Consider the following 25,364-nt stretch of genomic DNA (forward strand, 5'->3'; position numbering starts at 1 on the left):
CTTGTTAAAAGCCGATGGGCAAAGATCGCGTGCCCGTTGCAGAGGCCGTCAGGCCTATGGTGGCTGGCAAGGTCACGGTGGTGATTTTCAAATTGCCGCTGAGTGCCTTGACCGTGCTGGCGCTGGCAGCCATCAGTTTGCCAATTTGCACATTTCCTGTGGTCGCTTGTGCATCTACCGCCCCTGTGCCTGCGTCCAAGTTGGTGCCGATGATGGCAAAGGCCGGGTTCAGGCCCAATCCCATATTGGCCGCTGCCCGCAGCGTGATGCCTGTTCCCGCCTTCAAGGTCGTGAAGCTCAAGCCTTTCAAGCTGCTGGTGGCACTGATCGCGCCTGTGGTCGAGGTCAAGGTGCCCAGCGAGCCGATGCCCGTCATGTTCAGGGTGATCGGGCCATAAGCCGTGCCCGTGCCGACCGTGAAATCGGTGCCCGCCGTCACCTGGGCTGCGCCCGCGCTGACCGCAAAGGACGTCATGTTCAGGGTGGTGCCCGATTTGGCCACCAAACCGGTCTTGGCGCTGGCGGCTGTCACCGCCACCGAACCTGTCAAGGACTCGGTGTTGACGCTGCCGTTCAAGCTGGTCAAAGCCCCTGTGCCCAAGTTGCCCGATGACTTGAGCAAAACCGCCGCCCCCCCTGACACAGCGCCAGTGGTCAGTGCTGCACCTGTGACCTCCAGGTCCACCGTGCCCGCACTGCTGGTCACTGCGCCCACACTGCTGATGCCCACGGCATCCAGGGTGATGTTGCCACTGGCGGTGCCGCTGGTGCCGGTGAAGGTGCTGCCTGCGGTCAAGGTGGCTGAGCCCGCGCTCACGGTGTAAGTCGTCAGGGCCAAACTGGTTTTGGCATTGGCCACCAGGCTGCTGCCCGCTTTGGCCGAGGCCAAGGCCACGGAACCCATGGTGGACAAGGCATGGATGCCCCCGTTCGCGCTGGTCAGCGCACCCGTGCTCAGGTTGCCCGAAGACTTGAGCACCACACCGGTCAAGCCCGTGACTGCAGCCGTGGTCAGGGTGCCCGCTGTGACATCCAGATCGATCGAGCCTGCGCTGCTGGTCACCGTGCCCACACTGGTGATGCCCACCGCATCGAGGGTGATGTTGCCGCTGGCCGTGCCGCTGGTGCCGGTGAAGGTGGTGCCTGCCGTCAAGGTTGCTGTTCCTCCGCTCACGGTGTAAGTGGTCAGGTTCAATGCGGCGTTGGCATTGGCCACCAAACTGGTGCCCGCTTTGGCCGAAGCCAAAGCCACCGAGCCCGCAGTCGATTGGGCATTGATGCCTGCGTTGGTGCTGGTCAGTGCCCCTGTGCTCAGATTGCCCGAGGATTTGAGCACGACGCCCGCCACACCTGAGACCGCTCCGGTGGTCAGGGTACCGGCGGTCGTTTCCAGATCCACGGTGCCCTGGCTGCTGCTGACAGCGCCCACGCTGGCATTGCCCACGGTGTCCAAGGTGATGTGGCCCGTGGCTGTGCCGCTGGTACCGGTGAACGTTGTGCCTGCGGTCAAAACAGCAGTGCCTCCACTGACGGCGTAAGTCGTGACATTCAGGTCATTTTTGGCGTTGGCCACCAAGCTGGTGGCTGCCTTGGCCGAGGTGATCACCACCGAACCGGTGCTTGACAAGGCGTTGAGGCCTCCGCTCAAACTGGTCAATGCGCCTGTGCCCAGGTTGCCTGAAGACTTCAGGGTCACGCCCAAGCCTCCCGACACCGCACCGGTGGTCAAGGTGCCTGCGGTCACTTCCAAGTCAACGGTGCCACCACTGCTGGTCACCGCGCCCACACTGGTGTTGCCCACAGCGTCCAAGGTGATGTTGCCGCTGGCTGTGCCGCTGGTGCCGGTGTAGGTGGTGCCTGCTGTCAAGCTTGCAGTGCCTGCACTGACAGCGTAGGTGGTGACCGCCAAGGTGGTTTTGGCGTTGGCCACCAGGCCTGATGCGGCTTTGGCCGAGGCCAAGGCCACTGAGCCCGCTGTCGACTGGGCGTTGATGCCCGCGTTGGCGCTGGTCAAGGCGCCTGTGGCCAAGTTACCCGAAGACTTGAGCACCAAGCCGGTCAGGCCCGACACAGCACCCGTCGTCAAGGTGCCCGCCGTCACTTCCAGGTCCACTGTGCCCGCACTGCTGGTCACCGCGCCCACACTGGTGTTGCCCACGGCGTCCAATGTGATGTTGCCTGTGGCTGTGCCGCTGGTGCCGGTGAAGGTGGTGCCCGCCGTCAAGGCTGCAGTGCCGCCACTCACAGCGTAGGTGGTCACTGCCAAAGTGCTTGCGGCTTTGGCCACCAGGCTTGATGCGGCTTTGGCCGAGGCCAAGGCCACCGAGCCCGCTGTCGACTGGGCGTTGATGCCCGCGTTGGCGCTGGTCAAGGCACCAGTGGCCAAGTTGCCCGAAGACTTGAGCACCAAGCCGGTCAGGCCCGACACAGCACCCGTCGTCAAGGTGCCCGACGTCACTTCCAGGTCCACCGTGCCCGCACTGCTGCTCACCGCGCCCACACTGGTGTTGCCCACGGCGTCCAGCGTGATGTGGCCAGTGGCTGTTCCGCTGGTGCCGGTGAAGGTGGTGCCCGCCGTCAAGGCTGCCGTGCCGGCGCTCACACTGTACGTCGTGATGGTCAGGTCATTTTTGGCGTTGACCACCAAACCTGTGTTGGCTCTGGCCGAAGCCAAGGCCACCGAGCCAGCAGTTGACTGCGCGTTGATCGCTGCGTTGGTGCTGGTCAGAGCGCCCGTGCTCAGGTTGCCCGAGGACTTGACCGCCACGGCTGAGGAGCCCGACACAGCGCCCGTCGTCAAGGTGCCCGCCGTCACTTCCACGTCCACCGCGCCGGTGCTGCTGCTCAGGGTTCCCACGCTGGTGTTGCCCGTGGCATCCAGGGTGATGTTGCCAGTGGCGCTGGCGCTGGTGGCCGAGAGGGTGCCGCCTGCAGCTGCCAAGACCACGGTGCCCGACTGGGCCTTCAGCGCTCCCAAGCTCAGGTTGCCTGCCGTGCCCGCAGACACGATGATGCCCAGACCTGCGGTCAGGGCCTGCGCCGTCACGCCGCCCGAGGTGGTGCTGGTGATCAAAATGTCGCCCGGCACCGTGATGGCCCCCAGGCTGATCAGGCCAGCGGCCGTCACTTCCAGGTTTTGCGTGCTGGTGCCGCTGCTCAGTTGCACACCGCCTGCAGCGCTGCGCACCAGCAAGCCGCCGCCCAAAGCCGACAGCTTGCTGCCCACCACACTGCCTTGTGACAGCAGTTCGATGTTTTTGGCCGAGGTGATGGCGACATCGGTGGTGGCCTTGTTTTGCGCCAAGGTCACTGCACCTGTTTTGCTCGTGATTTGCAGCACCGACGCATCGGTGTCCAGCAAGCGGCCTGCCGCCGAGGAGGCCAAAGCGGCGTTGCCCACATCGCCCAGCGCACTGACCGACACCCCACCGCCTGCAGCCGTGACTTTCAGGTCATAAGCGTTGGCATCACCCGCATCGCGCACAGCGCCTGCGGTGGTGGAGACCAAAATCGCGCTGCGTGTGGCATTGTCCGAGCTCAGGCCCGTCAAGCTGATGTCGCCGGTGGCCGTCAGCACCAGGGTGCCCAGACCGCCATGGACCTTGGCCCCGTCGGCCATCGCAATGGTGGACCCTTTCATGACCACACTGCCCGCCTGGTTGCTCAAGTCGGCGGTAGAGGCCAGGTTCAAACCATAAGCACCGGCATTCAGGGTCAAGCCTTGTGCAGCGCTCAGGGTGCCCGTCAAGTTCAGGCCATAGGCGCTGCCATTGAGGGAGATTTGCCCTGTGGTGGCCTGACCGTTTTGCACCGTCAACACGCCCCAAGGCGAAGTCACGTACACCGAGCCATAAGCGCTGGCCTGGGTGACCACGCCGTTGGCCGCCGTCTTCAAGGTCATCGGCAAATTGGACTGACCCAGATCACCCCCGGCAGACAATGCAATGTTCGTCCCCTGCACCGACTGTGCGTTGGTGCCGCGTTCGTCAAAGATGGAATAGGCCGAACTCAAGGAAGCCATGCCACTGGCCACCACTTGCGACACGCGCAAGATGCCCGAATTGGCGCTCAGGTAGGCATCGCCAGTGCTCGACGTGGCGATCAAACGGGTCACTTCCTTGGGCAACACATCCACGGCCTTGGTGCTGGTGCCAATCGAGCCCACCGCTTGCAGCGTCACACTGCGGCCTGTGGCATTGATCAAGCTGGTGTCGGTGTTGTTGTTGGTCATCGCCCCCCGGGCGTTGACCACCACGGCTCGTGCGGCATCCAGCCGACCCAGGCCCACATCGTCGGCCCCGACAAAAATATCACCCGACACGGCTTGGAACATCGAGCCACTTTCCATGACGATGTCGCCGGTGCCCTCGGTCTCTACCGACAAGCGGCCAATGGCCTTGATGTTGCCCCGCGCTTGCAGGTTGCCCGTCGGCGAATACAGGTCAATGTCCAGGCCCGAGTTGATGTTTTTGACGCTCAGGCCTGTTTCCGCGCCTTGCAAATACACCGAAAAGCCCGTGGGTGTCGAGGCATTGACGCCCCCGGACGCGCTGGCCTTGACCACCAAGGGGTTGGCCAAGGTGCCCACCGATCCATTGAGTGCGGTCAGCGATGCCTCACCGGCCTCCAAAGAGCGTGTGCGTTCAGTGCCACGCGCATCGATGATGGCGTTTTGCGCCGTCAGCCCCACAAAGCCGGGTGAATACACATCGGCAATCCGCATGTCACCGGTCTGTGTGATCCAGATGCCGTCTTGGGCGCGTGCCACCAAGGTGGCATTGCTGGGGGTGCCCCCGCCAGTCAGTGTCATGGTCACCGGCTTGAGGCTGGTGCCGATGCTGCCTGTGGCCGCTTCCAAAATGGCCTTGTGGCCCTGAATGACCGAATCGGTGGAGCCCGAAGCATTGAGCACCGAGCCACTGACTTTGATGCGGATTTCGCCGTTGCCGACCACTTTTTCCAGATTGGCATCACCCCCGTTGGGGTAAGCATCGGTGGACTCGGAGCCCAGGTACACAAAACCGTTGGAGGTGAGGTTCAGCTTGTTGGACAACACATCGAAAGTGTCCTTTTTGACCACCGTCAGCATCCAGGTCGATTTGTTCAGCACCATGTCGTCCGACTCGGCCGACATGATGGTCAGCTGGTCTTCGGTGGTCAGGCCACCGGCCTTGAGCAAATTGATGGTGACCGCGCCATCGTCTCGGCCGATTTTTCCACCGGGTCGCAAAACCACGCGGTTGCCGATCACGTTGGGTGCTTCGATGCGCGTTTGGGTGTCGGTGGAGGACTTGGAGAAAATCGCCTTGGGCAGAGGACTGCTCAACTCGGCGGTGCTCCAGGTGGACATGGCGTCCACCGCAGGTCGTCCTGCCGCCACGTTGGCCGCATTGATCTGGTCAATGATCAGCGTGTCCGAGGTCTGGTAAGCGGTGGTGCCGTACAGCGCATGCAAATCTTTGAGCTCTTGCGTGCGTGCCGATTCCAGCGCCGTGATCTGGGCCGCGCTCAGGCCGTTTTGGCTCAGCTGCTGCTTTTCGGCGGTGGTGTAGGTGAAGGCATAGGTGGCCGGGTTGTAGCTGTCGGCGGTGTAACTGACCACCGCACCGGTGCTCGGATTGACCGAGGTGACCACCGCATTGCGCAAGCCCCAGTAACGTCGGAAGGAATTGCGGGCGCTGCGCAGGGTTTGCTGGCGGCTGACCTCGGCATCCGCGCCTTGCAAGGACGCCGACTTCCACAAGGCCAACAGCTCTTCTTCGGTGCGCACATCGCGGGTCTCGTTGCGGTTGTTGTCGATCAAGTCGCCACCCGCTTCGATGTACACATCGCCCCCACTGGAGGCCACCTGGTTGACCCACAGGTTGCCCGTGGCTTGCTTGAGTGCAATGCCGCGTGCTGCCGTGGCCGTGATGCCACCACCCGCCGAGTTTTCGGTCTGGATGTTGAGGGTGGACTTGACCGAGCCATCGGCGTTGAAACTGCCAATGCCCCCGCGCGGCGCCGAAATTTCGATGCTGCTGCCCGACACATGCACCTTGCTGGGGTCCACGCCCACAATGTCCTCGTCGCCGAACAACCAAATCTTGCCCGTGGTCGAGACTTGGTTGATGCGCAAGGCACCGCCCAAGCTCTGAAAGGCGATGTTGCCCTTGGTGGAGGTGGCTGTGAACGAGCCGGTGCCGGTGATCACGTTGATCGGGCTGCCTTGGCTGCCGATGCCGGTGGCGGCGTAAAAGCGCAGATCGTCGCCCGTGACCGAGGTGCCGCCGCTCTGCTGCACGATCGAGCCCAGTGAACTGGTCAAAGAGACCAAGCCCACGTCGTTGACCAGGTCACCCGAAAAACGGATGTCTTTTTTGCTGGCCACTTGAATCAAACCACTCGTGTAGCCCACCATTTCGATGGCAATCGGGTGGTCGGCACGCACCCTTTGGGTGAACACATCCTTGCTGCCCACCTCGGTGCGGTAATCCACGTAGAAGGTTTTCTTGAAGCACATGAAGCCGCACTTCTTCCACTGCCGCTTGTAAATTTCTTTTTCTGCGTCGGTGGTGATCGTTTGCGTGCCCATCCAGAAATTGCCAGAGGGCGGACTGGCCGTGGTCACATAAATGCCCTCGGCCATGGCCGAGGCTGTTTTGACGATGGTCTCGACACTGTTCCAGTTGATCGCCTTCAGGTTGATCGCCCCCCACAACATGGACGACTTCTGGTACCAGTAGCGTTTTTCCTGGTTGTATTCGTAGCCCGCAGACCAGACATAGGTGCTGTTGGTGACCGGGTTGTAATTGAAGGTGGCCAAGAGTTCCGGACGCGCGGGGTTTGGACTGGCCAGGGTGGAGTTGCTCGAACGCAAAACGGCGGCCGTGGCCCCCCGACCGGCCGTGGTGGTCGACTTGAACACACCGGCCACATTGCGTTCGTAGGTGGTGACCTCGTAGCCCGTGAGGGTGCTGCCCGTGTAGACCGGGCGGTTCAAGTCGGTGATGCGCACCACGCCCGCATCGCCGCCGGTGTCCAGTCCCAGCAAATCCAGGCCATAAGACGTTTGGTTGTCGATGTTGAAACGGGCAAAACCATCGAGCGCCCGGACCACACCACCACCGGTGTTGATGATGGAGCCCACCATCTCCACCAAGCCGCCGGTGATGTTGGTTTCGGCCACTTGCAATCGGTCTGTGGACGCGTTGTAGTGGATGATGGGTTCTTTGCGTCGTGCAGCAATGGCGGCCAATTCATTGTCGCGTTGGGTTTGGGTGATGGTGCCGTTTTCAAAGCGTTTGGTGACATCCAACTCGCTGTCGGTGCTCAGGCGGCCGCTGATTTGCAACAGCGGTGAGCGCGACCGGTTTCTCGGCCATTCTGTTTTCCAGCTGTTGATCCTTGAACCCACTGATGCGTCGGTCAGTGTGACGGCGTAGTCGGACTGGCCCGACTGGATCGTGCCATTGATGTTGAGGTAGCGGGCCCCCAAGAAAATGCCACCACTGGCGTAAATGCCGCCCGTGCCATTGCGCAAACAATTGGATGAGAAGCTGGTGCTGGCAGGGCTGCCGGCGCGGGCCGTGCCGCAGCGCACCACGCCCATGTTGTTGAGCTTGTTTTGCTGGTCATCGTTGTAGGCCACCGCATACAGGTTTTCGGGTGAGCCCCCAATCGACTGGCTCACGGTGGGCGAAGACAGCACAAAGTTCTTGCCCGAATTGACGGTGATTTCCAGGCCATCCAGACGCGGCGTGTACAGCGCATCCTCAGCGATCACCGAAATGCTGCCCGAAGTGTTGTCCAGCAAGATCGAGCCGAGTTTGTTGTAGGCCAAGCCGTTGACCCGGATTTCGGGCGAACGCATCTGGTCTTGCCGCAAATCGGCGCTGCTGCCATCCGGGGCGGTGGCGATGACCGGGTTGGCCGAGACCACACCCGTGGACACATAGCTGTTGAGGATCTTGATGGTGGGCAAGGCCTCGGCCGGGCCACCGCCTCGGGTGTCGATGCTGTCCACGGTGATGTTGATGCCCGTCTTCACATCGCGGTTGAAGCTGGCAATGTCGGCATTGCTCTTGAGGTAAGTGCCGTTGTATTTGGCAAAACCACCGCTGCTGTCGATGATCAGGTCCTTGGCCCGGATGTTCATTGGGCTCTTGTTGTCGATCAAAATTTCAGAGTCGGCTCTGGCCACCACTGTGGCGGTGCCGGTCACGTTGTTGCCAAACAGCTCCACGTTGCCGCTGCCAGCCCGGATATTTTTCAGGGTCAAAAAGGTGCCCGGCACGTTTTCTTGCGGCACGATCTGCGTGGCCCCGGTATCGGGGTCGGTCTCGATGGTGGCAAAACCTTCGCGCAGCAGAGTTTGCAAATAAAACGCCATTTCGGCTTCCACGAAGGCCCTCACCTCGGGAATGTCACCGTAGTTTTTCAACTGGTTGTACAGCGTTTCCAGGTAGGCGGCTCCTGTGGCGGCCAAGTCTTCGGTGCCAATGCTGTAGCGGATATTGCCCTCGCTGGACGCCACCGAACCATTGGCGTTGATCACCAGTTTTTGTTTGTTGCCATAGCCCGCCTCAATCAGGCCTTTCAAGGCCACATTGGCCGTCAAGGTTTTGTTGGAGCTGCCGTACTCGCTGCTCAAACCCATCAACTCGCCCACTTCGCGGGTCCAGTCGCTGACCTTGCCCTTGCCCTCCACGATGTAAGTGCCGCTGATGCCCCCCAATTGGATCAAGCCACCCGAGCGAACCGATTGGCTGTCGAGCGTCAGGTTGTTGGTCAGGTTCAGCGTGGCTTGCACGTCGGGGTTGACCGACACCGGAATCGCCGAGTGGTTGAACAAATCGGCCCGCGCCGTGACAAAGTTTTTGTTGCGCCAAAAATCCTTGTCTTGACCGGCCAAAAGCGACACCGAGTTTTCACCCACAATTTGGGTGCCCGTGCCCACGCTGACCAGGTTGGTCACGTTGGCCAAAGCCAGCGCATCGCCTTGCGCTGCGGCCGCTGCGCCATAGGTTTTGGTGATGGTGTTGGCCTCAATGTCCACATAGGACAAGGCGTTCACATGCACATCACCGGCCACCTGAATGTTGTCGCGTGCACCCAATTTGGCCGTGGCGTTGGCGATCGAGTTGATTTCGGTGTCCACCAAAGCAATCGGCAATGCCCCGCCAATGTCCAGGCGTCCCAAAGACGAGCCCCGGAACTGGTTGTAGGCCCGCACTTCCAGCAAGCCATTGCCGCTGTCGCCCAGGTTCAACACCACATCGTCCCCGATTTCGGCCACCGCGTTGCCATTCAGGATGGTTTTGGCATCGGCACCCGCACCGGCAATCACACCGCCACCGCCGCCTTGTACGTTGATGGCCGTGAGGTCCGTGCGCTCCACATCGTTGGTGGCCAAAATTTGCAACTGGGCCCCCGTCAGTTTGGCGTTGTTGCCCAATTTGGCTGTGGCCGAACCCGTCAGAGACGCCACGGTCACCGCACCCGAACCCCCAAATGCCGAGGCATTGATGGTCGAGGCCTGGGTGTCAAAGCGCACCTTGCGCTCTGCCGTCACGGCCGTGAGGCCATCCACCAGCAGGCCTGAGCCGCTGCTGGACAAAGTGGCACTGACGTTTTGAACATGGTTGATGCGGGCATCAGCCCCCGCCCCGGCCACCACACCGCCGCTGCCCGCCACCGCATCGGCATCGATCAACTCGTCGCCCCGTGCGCTCACCGTCAAGGTGCCTTGAACGCGCCCGGCCAAGCCACTGGCATTGGACGAGACGGTTGAATTGCTCTCGGTCATGGCCACGGCCACACCGGCCCCCACAAACCCTACACCCACCCCGGTGGACTCCGAGTTCATGCGCATGGCGTCGTTGGCCATGATGGCCACATCGCCCGTGGCTGCCAAAGTGGCCCCGTTGCTGAAGGTCACGGCGGCTGTACCTTGGTTGCTGGCCGTGGCCCCGGCGCCTTGTGCGCCCAAGAGCAAGCCCCCGCCACCGGCCACAGCCTTGGCCGTCACGCTCGAGTCGCCGTGGCCCAGCACCGCATTGACCAGCATGTTCTTGCCGCTCAAAGACAGCGGTCCATTGGCCAGCACCTGCACGTTGGTGTCCACCTCGGACAGCGCCACCGACACCCCCATGCCCACGCCGCGCCCGACCGAAACGCCCAAAGCGTAGGCGTCTGCGCTGGGCGTCGACAAGGCCAAGAGCGACAAATCGCCCGTGCCCGCGTCGAGCACCGTGTTGCTGGCCAGTGTCAAAGTGACCGAGCCACTGTCGCTGGCGGTCGCGCCTGCGCCCGAACCTGCATACACACCGGCCGAGCCCCCCGTGGCTTGGGCGGCGGCTGTCGCACTGCGTTCGGCTTGCGCCGTCCAGCCCGTGCCGCTGTGTTGACCGCTCACCGTGGTCGCCACGCTGCCCGACTGCGTGGCAGTGGCTGTGACCACCCCGACTGACACCACACCGGCAGTGGCACCGACGGCCTCGCTGCGCATCGAGGCCTGGTCCAGCGCCTGCACATTCACCGAGCCCCCGGCACTTGACGTGCCGGCCAAACTGGCCGTGCTGGCCGTGGTGTTGGACGCCACCGACACCGCGGCGCCCACGCCCACAAAACCGCCCGCGCCCGAAATCGCCCGGCTCTCAACGGCCGGAACGCCCTCGCTGGGCGTGCGGTTGCCCGACTGAATGTCGATGTTGCCGGCCACGGCCATATTGCCCACCGACACCCCCGCATGGTTGGCCCCGCCCAGCAGGGTGATCGCCACGCCTGCACTGATGCCGGCCGCTCCGCCCAAGGCCACGGCCCCGGCGTTGTTGTCCACCGAGGTGCGGTCCAGACTGGCCACCGTCAGTGAGCCGGCCGTGACTGTGGTCGCGGCCACGGTGGCCGAGGTGCGGTGGCTGCCCGAGGCCCCTGCATACGCCCCTTGGGTGTCGTAGCGACCGCTGTTGTTGGCCGAATCGCTTTCGGCCGTGGTCAGGGCCGAGCCCGAGCCTTGTGAACGGTTGGCTTGGGTGACCGAGCCAATTTGTCCCAGGGTACTGGAGCTGCCGGTCAATTCGCTGTTGGCATTGCTGTCGGGCGCACTGCCAAACACCAACACGCCCACCGCACCACTGACACCCACAAAACCGCCACCGCCTGCGGTGGCCGTGATCATGTCGATGTTGGCCTCGCGCTCGGCCTTGACATTGAGCGCACCCGAGACCCGCACGCTGGAGGCGTCCACTTTGGCCACCACCGTGCTCTTGCCCACCACCACGTTGGCCGACGAGCCAATGCCCGCCACGCCACCCACGCCAATTTGCCCGGCATTGTGGTTCAGCGTCACCGTCTCATTGGCCGTGACCGACAAAGAGCCTGCACCCGAGGCCTTGTTCAGGGTCACCCGCGAGGTCTCGCCCACCCCAGTGGTCACCACCGCCGTCAACACGCCATCGCCCAGCGTGCGCACATCGGCGGTGTAACTGCCGTCGGCGTTGCGTGTGGCCGTGACCGAACGTGTGCCATCACCCACCGTGACCACGGCTGTGCCGGTGGGCTGAATCCCGCTGTCGCCCTTGAGCACAAAACGCACCGCGCTGTCGTTGCGGGCATCCACCTGGTCAAAACTGGACAAAGTGGCAATGCGTGTGGCTGCCACCGGCAAAGCGCCCAACACCGGGGCGGTTTCCGAGCTGTTGATGCCGGTCGATTTGAACAAGGTCGTGCTCGACGCCTTGCTGGTGCCGCTCTCCGTCAGCACCACCTTGGCCATCAAGGGGCCGTCGGCTAGGCTGGCCACGTTGGCGGTGTAGGTGCCGTCGGACTGGCGCACGGCGGTCACCGTGAGTTCGCCATCGGACACCGTGACCACGGCCGAAGCCGGATTGACCCGACCATTCAAGTCGTTCAGGCTAAAGCGCAGCTGGGTCTGGTTGCCCGTGCCTACCTGGTCATAGTCCGACGCCAGGGTGATCGCCACTGGCGCATTGTTGGACGAGGCCACCAAGCCCGTAGCCAAGGTGCGCCGGCCCAGCGTGGACGTGCCGGTCAGTCCCGCCTCGGTGGCACCCTCCATCACCGTCACTGCAGCGCCCACGGCCACACCCGCCAAGCCGCCCACGGCAGCGGCTGCGCTGACGGCAAACGATTCGGTGCGGTTGTCGGCGTCAATCACCACGGCCCCATCGGCCTTGAGGGTGGTGTTGTTGACTTTGGCCCGTACGGTCGAGCCCGACACATTGACCGTGAAGCTCAGGCCCGCGCCCAAAGCGCCACCCCCTGCAATGGAGCCGGCCACCAAATTGGCACTGTTGGTGCCATCGGCCACCACCGACACGGTGTCGGCCGACAAGGTGCTGTTGTCGATCAAGGCCTCGGTGGTGCCCTTGAGCAGCACCACATCGCCGCTGCCGGCCAAACCCGCAGAAGCGCCGCCTGCGGCCCCGACCGAGATTTGCGCCACGGAATTGGTGGACACGGCTTTGACATCCGCAGCGCCTTTGGCAAACACCCGTGCGCCACCGATGATCTCGGCCCGAGTGGCGCGCTCCACAATTTCGGTGCCCAAGGAACCCGAAACCCCCACGCCCCCAATGGCCAGGGCCGAGGCCGAGCTGGCCACCATGGCATGGTTGGCCGCCATCACATCCAGGCTTTGGGCGGCATTCGCGCCCGCTGTGTCTTGAATGAAGCGTGCCTTGTCAATGTAGGCGCGTGTGGTGCCACCAATCTGGTCCACATTGATGGCCGCACCTGCAGCACCCGTAAAACCGCCGCCAGCGACCGCTGTCACCGCCCCGATTTGCTGAATGGCGGTGGCTTGCACCGCCAGACCCTTGACCGTTCGGGTGCCAAAGCTGGCTCCGTTCATCACCGAGTCTGACACCTGGTTGATGTTCATCAAATTGGGGGCGCTGGCCAGGCTCGACTGGCGCACCGTCAGGCCACTGCCTTGGGCCATGGCGTTGATGTGCGTGTCCAAACCGACCACGCCCGCAGTGGTGCTGCTGGTGATGATGTTGGTCAGTACCCCGCCCGCTGCACCGACCCCGGCGGCCCCAAAACCCACAGCGCCAGCCAAGGCGCGAATGCGGTCCCGGCTGTTGGCTGTGATGGCGACCGAATCGGTGAAGTACAGGTCGCTGACGGTGGCGTCAGCCCCCACGGTGGTGTGGGTTTGTGCGTTGATGACACTGACCGCCACCGAGCCTTGCACACCGGCCGCACCGGCGCTCATGCCTACGGCAATCGTGTCAATTTCGTTGTCGCTCTCGGTGGACACCACCAGGTCGTCACCGCTCAAGGTCCAATTGCCCTGACCTGCATAAAACCGCGCAATGGGTTCACCCAGCAAATTCGCGCGGGTCACGGTGCCAATGCGGTTGACCGCCACAGCAGCCCCCACGGCTGCACCCAGGCTGCCCGATACGTTGCCCGCCAGAGAGTCGATGTTGGAGGCTTGTCGTGCGCTCACCGTCAGTGAGCTGGTGCTGGACAGGTTGGTGCCTGTCCAGTTGGCCGTGATCTCGTCTTCGAGCAAGTTCGTGGCGTTCGACCCCGAAATGGCGGCTGTGCCACTGGCTCCTGCGGCGACGCCAATCGACTCGATGGACGAGGTCGAATAGGCGCTGACCACCGCTGGGCCTGCGACGCGTACATTGCTGGCGAGCACCTCGGCTTTGACCACTTTGCTGCTGTCGGCATTGCCCGCCGTGCGGCCCAAATAATTCAAGGCCAAAGCTGCGCCACCCCCGGCCGCGCCGCCGCCCGCCACGGTGCCCGCAAACGACTGAATGCTCGAGGTGTCACGGGCCAGCACATTCACTGCGCTGGCATTGACCACCAAATTGGTGCTGTCCAGTTGCGCCAACACCGTCGAGGTGATGGCGTTGGTGGTGTTGGAGCCCGCCAGAGCCACCGAGCCGCCGCCGGACATGCCGGCCGCCACGGATTTGATGGCCCCCGAAGACGTGGCCTGCACATCGACCTGACCGGGTGCACGCACCGTGCTGCTGGCCACGCGAGCCGTCACATCGCCGCCAATTTCGTTGACCGCCACCGCCGCGCCCACGGCCGCCCCGCCCGAGCCGCTGATCGTGCCGGCCAGAGAAAAAATATCGCTGTCGTTGTCGGCCGTCACGCTGAACGCGCCGCCGTTGGTGACCTGCAACACGCTCACCGCTTGGGCTTTGACGCTGGCGGTGAGTTGGTTGGTGGTGAAGCTGCCATTGACCGAGGCCACGCCATCGGCCGCGCCCGAGGCCGCCACCGATTTGATTTCGCCGCGCAAGTCGGCATCCACCGCCACGGCCGCTGCCGCGTGCAAGGTCATGCCCGACAAATGGGCCTGCACCGCACTGCCCACTTGGTTGACGGCAATGGCCGCGCCAAACGCACCTGCGGCGCTGCCCGACACATTGCCTGCAAAAGTGCGCACCGTGGCGGCGTCGTCGGCTTGCACCGTGAGCGAGGTGGCCGTGCCATACAGCGAGCCCCCTGACCAAGTGGCTGTGATCTCGTCTTCAAGCAAGTTGGTGGTGTTGGAGCCGGTCACCGCGCCGCTGCCGCTGCCACCCACCGCCATGCCCATGGACTGGATGGTGGCGGTGGACAAGGCCTGCACCTGCACCGCGCCGCCCGAGCTCATGCTGCTGTTGACCACCTCGGCCTTGACCCCTTTGCTGCTGTCGGCGTTGGTGGCCGTGCGACCCAAAAAGTTGAGCGCAAACGCCGCGCCACCTGCGGCCGTGCCGCCCCCGGACACCGTGCCTGCAAACGACTGGATGACCGAGCTGTCCAGCGCCTTGACCCGCACCGACGACGAAGACGCCGATTGCGTCACGCCACTGACTTGCGCCAACACCTGCGAGGTGATGGCGTTGGTGGTGTTGGAGCCCGCCAGGGCCACCGTGCCGCCGCCTGACATGCCTGCCGCCACCGATTTGATGGTGCCCGACGACGTGGCCGTGACCCCCAAAGCGCCTGTGGCCCGCAAGGTGCTGTCGGCCACCCGGGCGGTCACATCGCCGCCCATTTCGTTCACGGCCACCGCCGCACCGATGGCCGCAGCGCCTGATCCGCTGATGGTGCCCGCCAAAGAAAAGATGTCGCTGTCGTTGTCGGCGCTCACGGTGAATGCGCCACCGTTGGTGGCTTGCGTCACGCTGGTGGCCTGGGCTTTCACGCTGGCCGTGAGCTGGTTGGTCGTGAAGCTGCCGTTGACCGAAGCCCCACTCGATGCAGCACCCGAGGCCGCCACCGACTTGATCTCGCCACGCATGTCGGCATCGACCACCACCGCAGGTGCCGCGTTCAGTGTCATGCCCGTCAGCGTGGCCTGCACCGCGCTGCCCACCTGGTTCACGGCAATGGCCGCACCAAACGCGCCCCCGCCGCTGCCCGCCACATTACCCGCCAAAGTGCGCACGGTGGCCGAGTCATCGGCTTGCACCGTGAGCGACGTGGCCGTGCCATTGAGCGAGCCGCCCGACCAAGTGGCCACGATGTCGTCTTCGAGCAAGTTGGTGGTGTTGGAGCCCGACACCGCGCCGCTGCCGCCACCGGCCACGGCCATGCCCATGGACTCGATCAGCCCCGAGGACAGGGCCTGCACCTGCACCGCCCCGCCAGAGTTCAAGCTGCTGTTGAGCACCTGGGCCTTGACCCCCTTGCTGCTGTCGGCGTTGGTGGCTGTGCGGCCCAAAAAGTTGAGCGCAAAGGCTGCGCCGCCTCCAGCCGTGCCGCCCCCGGACACGGTGCCCGCAAACGACTTGATGATGGAACTGTCGAGCGCCTTGACCCGCAAAGACGAGGACGCCGCCGACTGCGTCACGCTGCTCATTTGCGCCAGCACCTGCGAGGTGATGGCGTTGGTGGTGTTGGAGCCCGCCAAGGCGTTGGTGCCGCCGCCGGCCAAACCGGCCGCAATCGATCCAATGTTGCCCGACGAGGTGGCATCGACCTGAACGGCCCCGGTGGCCCGCAGCGTGTAGCTTTGCAGGCTGGCGGTCACGTTGCCGCCAATTTCGTTGGTCGACACGGCCACGCCAGCGCCGGCCGTGCCGGCCCCGCTGATGGTGCCCGCCAGGGAAGCGATGTCGGCATCGTTGTCGGCCAGCACCTTGAAGGCACCGCCGTTGCTGTTTTGGCTGCCACCCACCACCAGGGCCTGCACATCGGACTCGATAACGTTGCTCGTCACGCTGCCGTTGATGGCCGTGGTGCCCGCACCGCTGCCCGAAGCGGCCACCGAGCGGATCGAGCCGTCGAGCTTGGCGTCAACGGTCACCGCCACCGGCGCCACCAACACCGAGTCTTTCAGGCGTGCCGTGACCTTGAAGTCTTCAGGCCCCTTGCCCATGTGGTTCACCGCCACCGAGCCCCCAATCGCCCCGGTGCCCCCGCCCGTGACCGCACCGGCCAAGGACTCGATGCTGCCCGCTTGCGAGGCGTGCACCGTCAATGTGGTGGCCGCGCCGTTGAGGGTGCTGTTGTCCACGTTGGACAAGGTCGTTCCATTGAGCACGTTGGTGCTGGACGAACCTGCAGCGGCATAGTCTTTGCCACCGGCCAAGGTCACCGACAAAGTCTGGATGCTGGCGTCCGAGTCGGCCAGCACCGACACCGCCGTGCCCGCGTTGATGGTGGACGACAAAATTTGCGCTGAGCGTGTGCTCTCGATGGTGTTGTAGCCCAAGGCCAAAGCGCCCGAATAGCCCTTGGACGCCGAGACGCCACCGGCCAGTGAGCGGATGCGGGCGCTGCTGGCACCACTGCCTTCACCGGCTTGCACACGCACCGTGCCCCCGGTGACGGTGGACGTGCCAATGCGGGCTTCGGTCACATCGGCCGTTTCGTTCACGGTCACGGTGCCTGCAAAGCCCACATTGCCCGTGGACGCTGCGCCCGAGGCGGCCACCGACATCACATCGCTGGTGTTGCTGGCTTGCACCTGCACCGTGCCCGAACCCACGTTGACAGTGGTGGCGTCGATGGTGGCGGCATTGCCTGCCGAGCGTGTGCTGATGGACGAGCCGCCCGAGGTGTAGGTGCGCGTGCCGTTTTGTGTGTAGGCCACGGCAGCGCCAGCGGCCTTGCCATTGCCCCCGCCCACGGCAAAACTCAGGTTGCCGGCCAGGCCAAAGGTGTTGCCATTGGTCTCGGAGTTCACGCTCAACTGGCTGGCCGTGACCGTGCCGCCCGTCACTTGCGCCTGGGTGCGCTGACCCATCAGGTTCACGCTGGCCGAGCCCATGCCCGAAAACTTGCCCTTGGTTGCCCCCACGCCCGCAGACACACCCACGATGTCGGCCCGGCTGATGGCGGACACGCTCACGCCACCGGTGGTGGTGATGCTGCCATTGAGCTGTGCGCCGTACGTGGTCTGGATGTCGTTGTGTACATACGACAGTCCCAGGCTGGACGCATTGCTGCCCAGGGTCACGCTCAGGGTGCCCGCCACGCCCACCACACTCTCGCCGCCCACCGCGTCTTTGAATTCGCTGGTGTAGCCGTTGCTGGCCGAACTCATCTCGAAGTCGATCACCTCGGACGCCCGCACCGCACCGATCAAGCTGTCCAGCGTCGCCGTGGCGCTGGCGGCCGTGCCGCCGCCTTGCACGATCAAGTCACCCGTCAGGTTGACCACCGCGCTGTTTTTGACGCCCGCACTCACGGTGGTGCTGACATGGTTGGTCACAAAAGAGCCCATGAGTTGGCCCGCCGAAGTCGCGTCGCTGCTGGTTTGCACCCCCGCCACGGCGCCCACGCCCACCACTTTTTGCGACGACAAAGCCAGCACCGACAAGTCATGGGCCTGCGTGAGCGCCCCCCCGGACACCTGCGCCTGCGTGCTGCCTTTGGCATTGACGATCGAGACGGCCGCACCCACCCCGGCCGAGCCCTTGCCCGTGCTGACCGACAAAGCACCCCCCCCCGCGCCAATGCGGCTGCGGTCATAAGCCACCACGGTCACACCCGTTGCCGTGGGGCTGGCCACATTGCCCGTGACGGTGGAGTTTTCAATCGACGCCAGGGTGTCATCGTTGGTGGTAGTGACCGAGGCCGCCCCCACCACCGACACGCTGGTCTTGCTGCCTTTGGACAGGTTGGCCGAAATACCCGTGGCCACAGCCGTGCGCTCGCCCGACTTGATGGCCTGCACGTTCAAGCTGGTGGCGGTGTCGGCCAAGTCGGTCACGCTGCTGTCCACAATGCGTGCGGTGGTGTCGTCGTCTGATTTTTGCAAAGCCACAGCGCCCGCAATGGCGGCGCTGAAGGTGGTGGATGCGTTTTTGGACATGGCCAGCGCGCCGCCACCGGCCACGCTCACTTGGGTCAGATCGGACAGCGCCCGCACCGTCAAACCGAGGGTGCCAGCGCCTTCGGCCTTGATCACGGCGCGGTCCACCAGCGCTGTGGTGTCCAGGTCGGTGGTGTTGGTGACAATCGCACCGGCCCCGGCAATGGCAAAACTCGGCGGCTTGCTGGCGGCCGGCTCGCTGGCGGCGGCACTGTCCGAGCCCGAGCCTTTGGCCGGTTCGCTGGCTTCGGCCACGGGGGCCATGCTGGCATCACTGCCGTCCAGCTGGGCTTGGGTGTCGGCCGAATCGGTGGCGGTTTTGTCGGCCAGGTTTTCTCCGGTGCTCTTGGGGGCGGCGGGTGGTTTTTCGCCCGCTGTGGCCCCGGCCACGCCCATGGCCACAATTTTTCCGTCGGTTCGCGCTTCGACCCGCATGGCCCCCGCCACGATGGCCCCCACCGTGCCCTCGGTGGTGTCGGCACCGCCCGAATCGGCGTCGTTGTCACCCACATAGGCGCGGGTGTCGCCGGTGATGCTGTTGATGGCCAGGCCAATGCCCACGCCCGAGTTCTCGCTGCGCGAGACAGCGCCGGTCATGGCGATCACCCCCAGCGAGGCGTTCGCTTCCACCACCACTTGGGTGGCATTCACAAAGGCTTCGCGGCTGATCGAGGCGCGGGTGGTTTCCTTGAGCTTGTTGTAAGACGCGATGCCATTGACGGCCACGCCCGCGCCTTGGCCCGAGGTGGGCGAAATCGAGACCAGCCAGTCGTCGGTTTCGGCTGTGGTTTCCAGCCGGAAGGTGTTGATTTCGGCCCGGTCGGCAATGCCGGCAATGGCCGTGTTGTCGCGCGACACCATCGAGAAAGTGCCCCCCACCGAGGTGCCCGATGCGCCTGCGGCCGGGGCAGGGCCACCGGCGTGGTGCAGGCTCTGCACATGGTTGGCGGCTTTGACCACCGTGGAACCGGTGAAGCTGCGGGTGAAATTGATCTCGTCCACCGCTGGCCCGGTGGGAGCGACCCGTGTGGTGCTGACAAAGTCGCCCAGCACACCCAAGTCCTTGTCCAGGCTGTAGGTGTTGATGGGGATCAGCATCTCGACCAAGTCCGAATCAAACCCGACTTCTTTCACGTCATACGTCCAGGCGGCTCCCCCGGTGATGTGGGTGGTCAGCTTGGCCCCCGTGTCCACCCAAGCCCGGGTGTCGTTTTTCATGAAGCTCAAGTTCACCGCCCCGGCGGCGGCCAGGTTGGTGGCCGAAGACGTGGCCCCCACGCGGGTGTTGAAGCCGTCCAGCAAAAAGTCGGTGCCGCCCATGATGTTGGCATAGGCCGAGGAAAAACTGCTCCAGTCCAGCGGCAAACCGTTGGTGTAAAACTCGGGCATGTCGGTGGCCGCATGCACGGCCACATGGTTGCCCGTGACTTGGGCCCCCGAGCCCACCAAGGCGCGGGTGGTCATGTTGTGGTTGCCGTAATTGAAAGCGGCGGCCAGGCTGACTTTGGTGCCCTGCGAATCCTTGGTGTCCGAGGTCGCTTCGGCGGTGGCCACGCTTTGCAGCTGGCCCACCAGGGTTTGGGCGTCCACCACCGCGTTGCCCCCGGCGGTGACGATGGCCCCTGCGCCCACCGTGGCGCGGGTGGTGTGGTGTGATTCCGACCAGGTCAAGGCCCCGGCCAGGCGCAGGGCAGGGGGTTTGGACTCGGCCGGTGCACCGCCCGATTCCGTGTCCGCGCCGCCGGAGACCTCATCCGCCATGGCCTTGAAGCTGGCCAACAAACCTGCTTCGGCCGCAGCGCCTGCATCGTCCTTGGAGTATTCCAAAGAAGTGGGCAATCCGGCCAAAGCGCTTTCTTCCTCTTCTTCAGAGGCGTTGGCCGAAGTGGCCGAAATCGCGTTTTTGGCCGAGGCGTTCATGGCCATGATGCTGACGTGGCCGTCGGCCGTGATCTGCCCGTCCATGGTCACGCTGGTGGTGGACTTTTGCAGCGACAGCGCCCCCACCACCCCGGCCGTGCCCCCGCCATACACCGTCACCTCGGCGGTAGTGTCGTACTGACCCGAATGAAAGGCTTGCAGCAAGACATCGCCGCCGCTTTGCAGGGTGGCCCCCGCCGCCACATTCACCGTGGTGTTCACCTCGGAAGTGGAACCTGCAAACACAATCGACGCCACATTGGCTGCGCCGGTGTCGGGATCGGTCACACCCGCTGCCGCACTGGCCATGGACACCGTGGTTTTGGAGGCGGCCACCAAAGCGATGTCGCCATCGGCCTGCAGGCTGGCCCCGCCTTTGACGTCGACCGTGGTGTTGCCCAGCACGCGGGCAAAACCGGCGCTCAGGTTGGCTTTGGCCGAACCTTCTGTGGCGGTTTCCACACTCACCGAACGGTCGGCCATGGCCGTCAGGGCGATGTTTTCGGTGGCTCTGAGCACCGCCGTGGGCTGCAAAGTGACGGTGGCATTGCCCTTGGCCTGCACATAGGACAGGCTGGCTGCAAACGGCATTTCGCTCAGCGCCAGGTTCACGAGCTCTTGCTGGATGGTCCCCGAGGTGCCGCCAAACGAGGCGGCCGACTCGATCGAGGCCGTCAGCGTGACATTGCGCCCGGTCAGTGTGCCCGCCACATCGATGCTGGCGTTGGCCTCTGCCATGCTGATGAAGGTGACCCATTCGCTGGCCTTGCTGGCCGTGAGCGTGATGTCCCCCGCCGTGTAGGTGGTGCCGCTTTGGTTGATGACCGACGCGTCCAGCGTGGCCCCCGACTGCACCGTGATCGACGGGGCGTCCAAGGTGATGTTGCCGCTGTGGCCCAAAGAGGGCGTTGAGGGGTTGTTGCCGATGGCGGTGGCGGCTGCGGCCACGCCGCTGGCCGAGCCTGCCGCTGCCGTCACCTTGCGGGTGTTCAGCGTCACGCCGGAGTTCACCTTCAAGGTTTTGGTGGCGTCCAGCGACAGGTTGGCCCCGTTGGTGTACACGCTGCCCGAAACCACCAAGTCTTCCGGGTCAATGTAGGCCAGACCGGCCGGGCCCTGGTCGCTGCCCGCGTCCAGGGTCACGCTGTTCAAGTGGATTTGTTTGGCCGCCGACAGCTCGATGAAACCGCCCGCGCCCGTGCCGTCACCGCGCGCGGCCAAAGTGGCCCCGGCCGCATTGCTGGCGCTGCCATGGGCAAACAAGCTCACTTGCCCGCCCTGGCCCCCACTGCCCAATGCGGCCGTGGCCGACACCAGCGCTTGTGCCCCCAAATCGATGTTGCCACCGGCCACCACACGCACCCCTCCGGCCTGATTCCAGTGCGAGGCGTCGGCCAAGAGTTTGCCGTTCAGCAGCACATCGCCCGGGGTGGTGATGTCGATCACGCCATCGCGTTCGACCACCGGGTTCAAACTGCGCAAATCGCCCAGGTTGACCGCCGAGCCCGCTGCGCGGCCCCCCACCATGACACGGCCATTGACCACCACCGCTTGCGCGGCGTCCTGGCCCTGACCGGCCATGATCTGCACGCCATCTCGGGCGTTGATTTCGCCGTCGATGCGCACCGAGCCGGTGCTCGAACGCTCAAACTGCCCCGACAAAATGCCCGTGACCTGGTTGGCCGACAAGCCCGGGCCAGAGGCCAGCATGGCATCCACAAAGGTGGTGGAGGGCGCGGCAAAAGTCAGTCGGCCCGTGTCGATGCGGCCATTGGGGCCAACACCAAAACCGTGCCGGTCGATGAACAACAAATTGCCGCCCACCGCGCCCGCGTCCGAGCCCAGGCGGCTTTGCAGCACACCATCGACTTGCACCCGCCCATCGCGCACCACATTGACCAGCCAGTTGGCCCCGGTGGGCACCACCAGCTGGACGGTGTCGCCGTTGCCCACCTGAAACCGCGAGAAGTTGTTGAAGGCATTGCCATCGCGCAAGGTCGTTGTGGTGACCGTTTTGAGCCCCACTTGCGGGCTGTTGACCAGCGTTTGAGTGGCGGCCGAGCCGCTCAGGGTGGTGATGACCGTGCCGTTGGTGGTTTGCGCCACCGCCCAAGGCACCCCTGCGCCCAGCGACACCGCCGCTGCCAGCGGCAACTGCGCCACCCGAACCACTTGGCGGCGCAAGCTGCTGGCCGACTTGACAGAGGCTGGCGGTGTGTAAACGGGCTTGGACATGGTCAACTTTCGGGAAGCGCACAGGCGCTTTTAAAAACAGGGAAATGCGGCAGTCACAACGCAGCAAGGCAGGGGCAAAAGCCCGTCAGGTGGTTTTGGCGGCAGGCACAGCGACCGACTCGGCCTGAGCCAAAGGCCCGGCTTGGCCGTTCAAAGCCGCCAATTGCTGGGCTTCTTGCAAAGCCGCTTGTTTGGCCAACTCGCCCGAGCGGGCCACCAACTGGCGGAACTGGCGCAGCGACAACAGATGCAAATACGCCAGTGTCAGTGCGCCGCTGGTGTGCAGGGCGTGCACCGTGTCGGCCGGCAGGCCTTGCAGCCTGGCCTCGTCCACCGTCATGAAGCCGTGCAACTCCAGGTCGCGGCCATCGGGCAAGATCACTTGCAAAGACCGATCAACCAAAACACCGGCCGCATCCAGCTGGGCCAGCTGCGCGGTGGTGGCCCCCATGCCCGCGTCGGTCTCGGTCAGCTGGCGCAAGCGCTCCAGCAGCCAAGGCAGCTCTTGCCCCTCAGCATTAAAGAGCGGGTCGCCCACCGAGGGGTTGAGGGCCTCGGGCCGCACCGCCACCAAAAAACGCCCATCGTCGGACTCGCGCACCAAGCGAAACGGCCAAGTGGCCAAGGTGGCGGGCAGGTACTGACCCTGCCAAGCGCCGTCGGCCGCCACAAACAGGTTGTGCCCGGCCTGCAAACCGGTCACGGCCAAAAGGCTCAGGGCACCGTCGGGCTGGCGTGCCATGACACAGGGGTATTCGGCGCAAGCCGCAGGCAGCTCGGCCACCGTCAGGGCCACCGTGACCGAATCGCGGGCAAAACCGTAATCGGGCGACTGGCGGTTGAGCTTGAGGTGCCCGTGTGCCTCGCGGTGCAAGATCACCAGGTCGTTGTTCACAGTTGAGAGTTCAGCGGTCATGGTTCAAGGCTTTCAAAAAATTCGGGTCAAAAAGTGTCTGAGAAATGGGGGCCGATGGGAGGGGTGGAGAACTCGACCTCACCCCGGTCGCCGGGCCAACTCGCGGCGCAAAGCCTCTTCGTCCCGGCGCAGGCGTTGCAAGGCGTTGTCCTCGTCGGCACTGAACTGCGTCCGGGCCGACAAAGACTGGATGCGGGCCTGGGTGCTGGCCAACTCGGCCAACACGATCTCGCGGGCATGCCGGTCACGCTGGCGCTGGGCATCACCACCGGACCCCGCTGGAGCGGCTTGTGGGCTGGGTGGGGGTGCTGAAGTGGTTGAGGCGGTGTGTGACACCGTTGCTGAGGCCGTGGGCCGCAGGGCCAAAGGGGGTGGCACAGACGGGGCCGTGTTGGACTGGCCAGAGGCGGGGGCTGCCACCGTGGCAGCGGCCAGGGGCAGCTGGGACACCTGAGGTGCAGCCACAGGCATCGCCCCCAGGGGTGGGGTGGGTAAACCGTCGAATGCACCGAAAGAGCCAGAAACAGCAGAGGAGCCAGAACCACCAAAGGACCCCAATGAAACGGCGGAAGGGCTTGGTACGGACGTGGAGGTCGGTAACTGTGGTGAATTGGCAACAGCGCCAGTGGGCAAGGCATTCGGTGAAAGCACTGCCACACGCTGAGGCAGGGCAGGGGCCTGGGCCTGCGACCAGCGGCCTTGTTGGGCCAAAGTGCAGCCCTGTGCCCGGGCCTGCAGCGGGTGAATGTCATTGGTGAACAAGGGGCCGGGACAGCTGTAAAGCGGTGCGGCTGAAACAGCCTCAGAAGGGGACAAAGGCGGCGCAGCCCCCGCCGCCAGCGCCCAAGCCATGCCCACCACACCGGCCACTGCACCACGCAGCACGCCCTGCGCCATGAAGCGCTCAGCGGAAGGCACAGGCAAAGACAAGGTGTTCATTTCAAAATAATTTTTGTGTATTTATTGATGTTAGCATTTGATGCAAATGAGATTGTTGTATTTTACGATTGCATGCTAACATTTCCCCGTCAATCGACAGGATCGACAAATTCCACTTCCCCAACCCTCAAGGAAATTTCCATGAAGCGCAACCTCAAACCAGCCGGCAAGCAACGCGGCTTCACTTTGGTCGAGATGTCCGTCACGATGGCAGCAGCAGGTTTGCTGTTTTCCGCCGTGACCACCGGCCAAGAACTGATTGATCAGGCCAAAGCGACCAAGCTGATCAACGATGTCAAGACTGTTGAAATGCAAATTCAGCAATATGCGCAGCTCAAGGGCCGTATGCCCGGTGATTGCGATGCGGATGGTGTGATTGATTACAAAGCTGATGAAAACACAACAACCAGCTTACGCACAGATACCGGTAATAACTCTCGCGCCAGCGAATACGCTTACACCGTAGCCTTGCCCACCATTCCAGCCGATGGTGCAGCTGCAGCAGCCCAAACTGCTGGTTGTGCTCTTATGGGTGCAGGTACTGTGGCTGACGTTGCTGCAAGTACTTCCAACGCCAACGTGTGGCTCAACGACTTGAAACTCGCCGGCGTGGTCAGCGACAGTGCATCCAACCGCAAATTGGCCAAACTCGTGCATGAAGATTTCATGTTCGTGGGTAAGGTCACCGATGCAGGTGGTGGTGCTGCTGTTGGCGCTGACTACAACGCCATCGTCATTCACAACGTGCCCCAGTGGATGGCGCGTCGCCTCTCCACATCCATCAACGGTCAAGATTCACGAGCTGACCGCACACGCGTTCGTTTGTTGCAACGTGAAACTAGTACAGCAGGTACTTATTCCCAACTTTGGCAAACTATTCAAATGGACGACGATGCCGGTGCTGTAGGAACCACGACCACTGCAACCCGTGACGGCATGGTCACCGTGGTTTATTTCTTTGATCGCATTCCAGAGTCCAAGGCTGGCGCAACTGCATCAACAACACCAGTTTGATGACCTTCTGATCTAACGCCCCCCTAAAGCCCCGGGATGCCCAACATCCCGGGACCG

General features: G+C 63.8%; 4 protein-coding genes. 1 reads left to right on the plus strand and 3 read right to left on the minus strand.

The features are described 5' to 3' along the window. Positions 1-4: 4 nt before the first annotated feature. From B9Z48_RS04825 to B9Z48_RS04835, 3 genes are all read right to left on the minus strand, one after another. On the minus strand, positions 5-22,438 hold the full coding sequence (locus tag B9Z48_RS04825) for a leukotoxin LktA family filamentous adhesin (protein ID WP_108377332.1): 22,434 nt from the start codon (positions 22,436-22,438) through the stop codon (positions 5-7). A gap of 85 nt (positions 22,439-22,523) precedes the next feature. Beyond that, entirely contained in the window at positions 22,524-23,354 is an 831-nt protein-coding gene (locus B9Z48_RS04830) for a SapC family protein (protein ID WP_089954084.1), read from the minus strand. A 78-nt stretch (positions 23,355-23,432) separates the two neighbouring features. Next, the gene (locus B9Z48_RS04835) at positions 23,433-24,293 is read right to left on the minus strand and encodes a hypothetical protein (RefSeq protein ID WP_108377333.1); all 861 of its coding nucleotides are present in this window, start codon (positions 24,291-24,293) and stop codon (positions 23,433-23,435) included. A 141-nt stretch (positions 24,294-24,434) separates the two neighbouring features. On the opposite strand from B9Z48_RS04835, the gene B9Z48_RS04840 reads away from it, so the two are divergent. Further along, positions 24,435-25,307, plus strand: coding sequence for a type II secretion system protein (locus B9Z48_RS04840; protein WP_158273210.1), 873 nt, complete (start codon positions 24,435-24,437; stop codon positions 25,305-25,307). The last annotated feature ends 57 nt before the right edge of the window (positions 25,308-25,364 follow it).

The organism is Limnohabitans sp. WS1 (assembly GCF_003063265.1).
Classification (GTDB): Bacteria; Pseudomonadota; Gammaproteobacteria; order Burkholderiales; family Burkholderiaceae_C; genus Limnohabitans_A.

What these genes read in the sequence shown, in the direction of transcription:
- B9Z48_RS04825 (WP_108377332.1), bottom strand. Translation starts at nt 22,438, where the DNA reads ATGTCCAAGCCCGTTTACACACCGCCAGCCTCTGTCAAGTCGGCCAGC.
- B9Z48_RS04835 (WP_108377333.1), bottom strand. Translation starts at nt 24,293, where the DNA reads ATGAACACCTTGTCTTTGCCTGTGCCTTCCGCTGAGCGCTTCATGGCG.
- B9Z48_RS04840 (WP_158273210.1), top strand. Translation starts at nt 24,435, where the DNA reads ATGAAGCGCAACCTCAAACCAGCCGGCAAGCAACGCGGCTTCACTTTG.
- B9Z48_RS04830 (WP_089954084.1), bottom strand. Translation starts at nt 23,354, where the DNA reads ATGACCGCTGAACTCTCAACTGTGAACAACGACCTGGTGATCTTGCAC.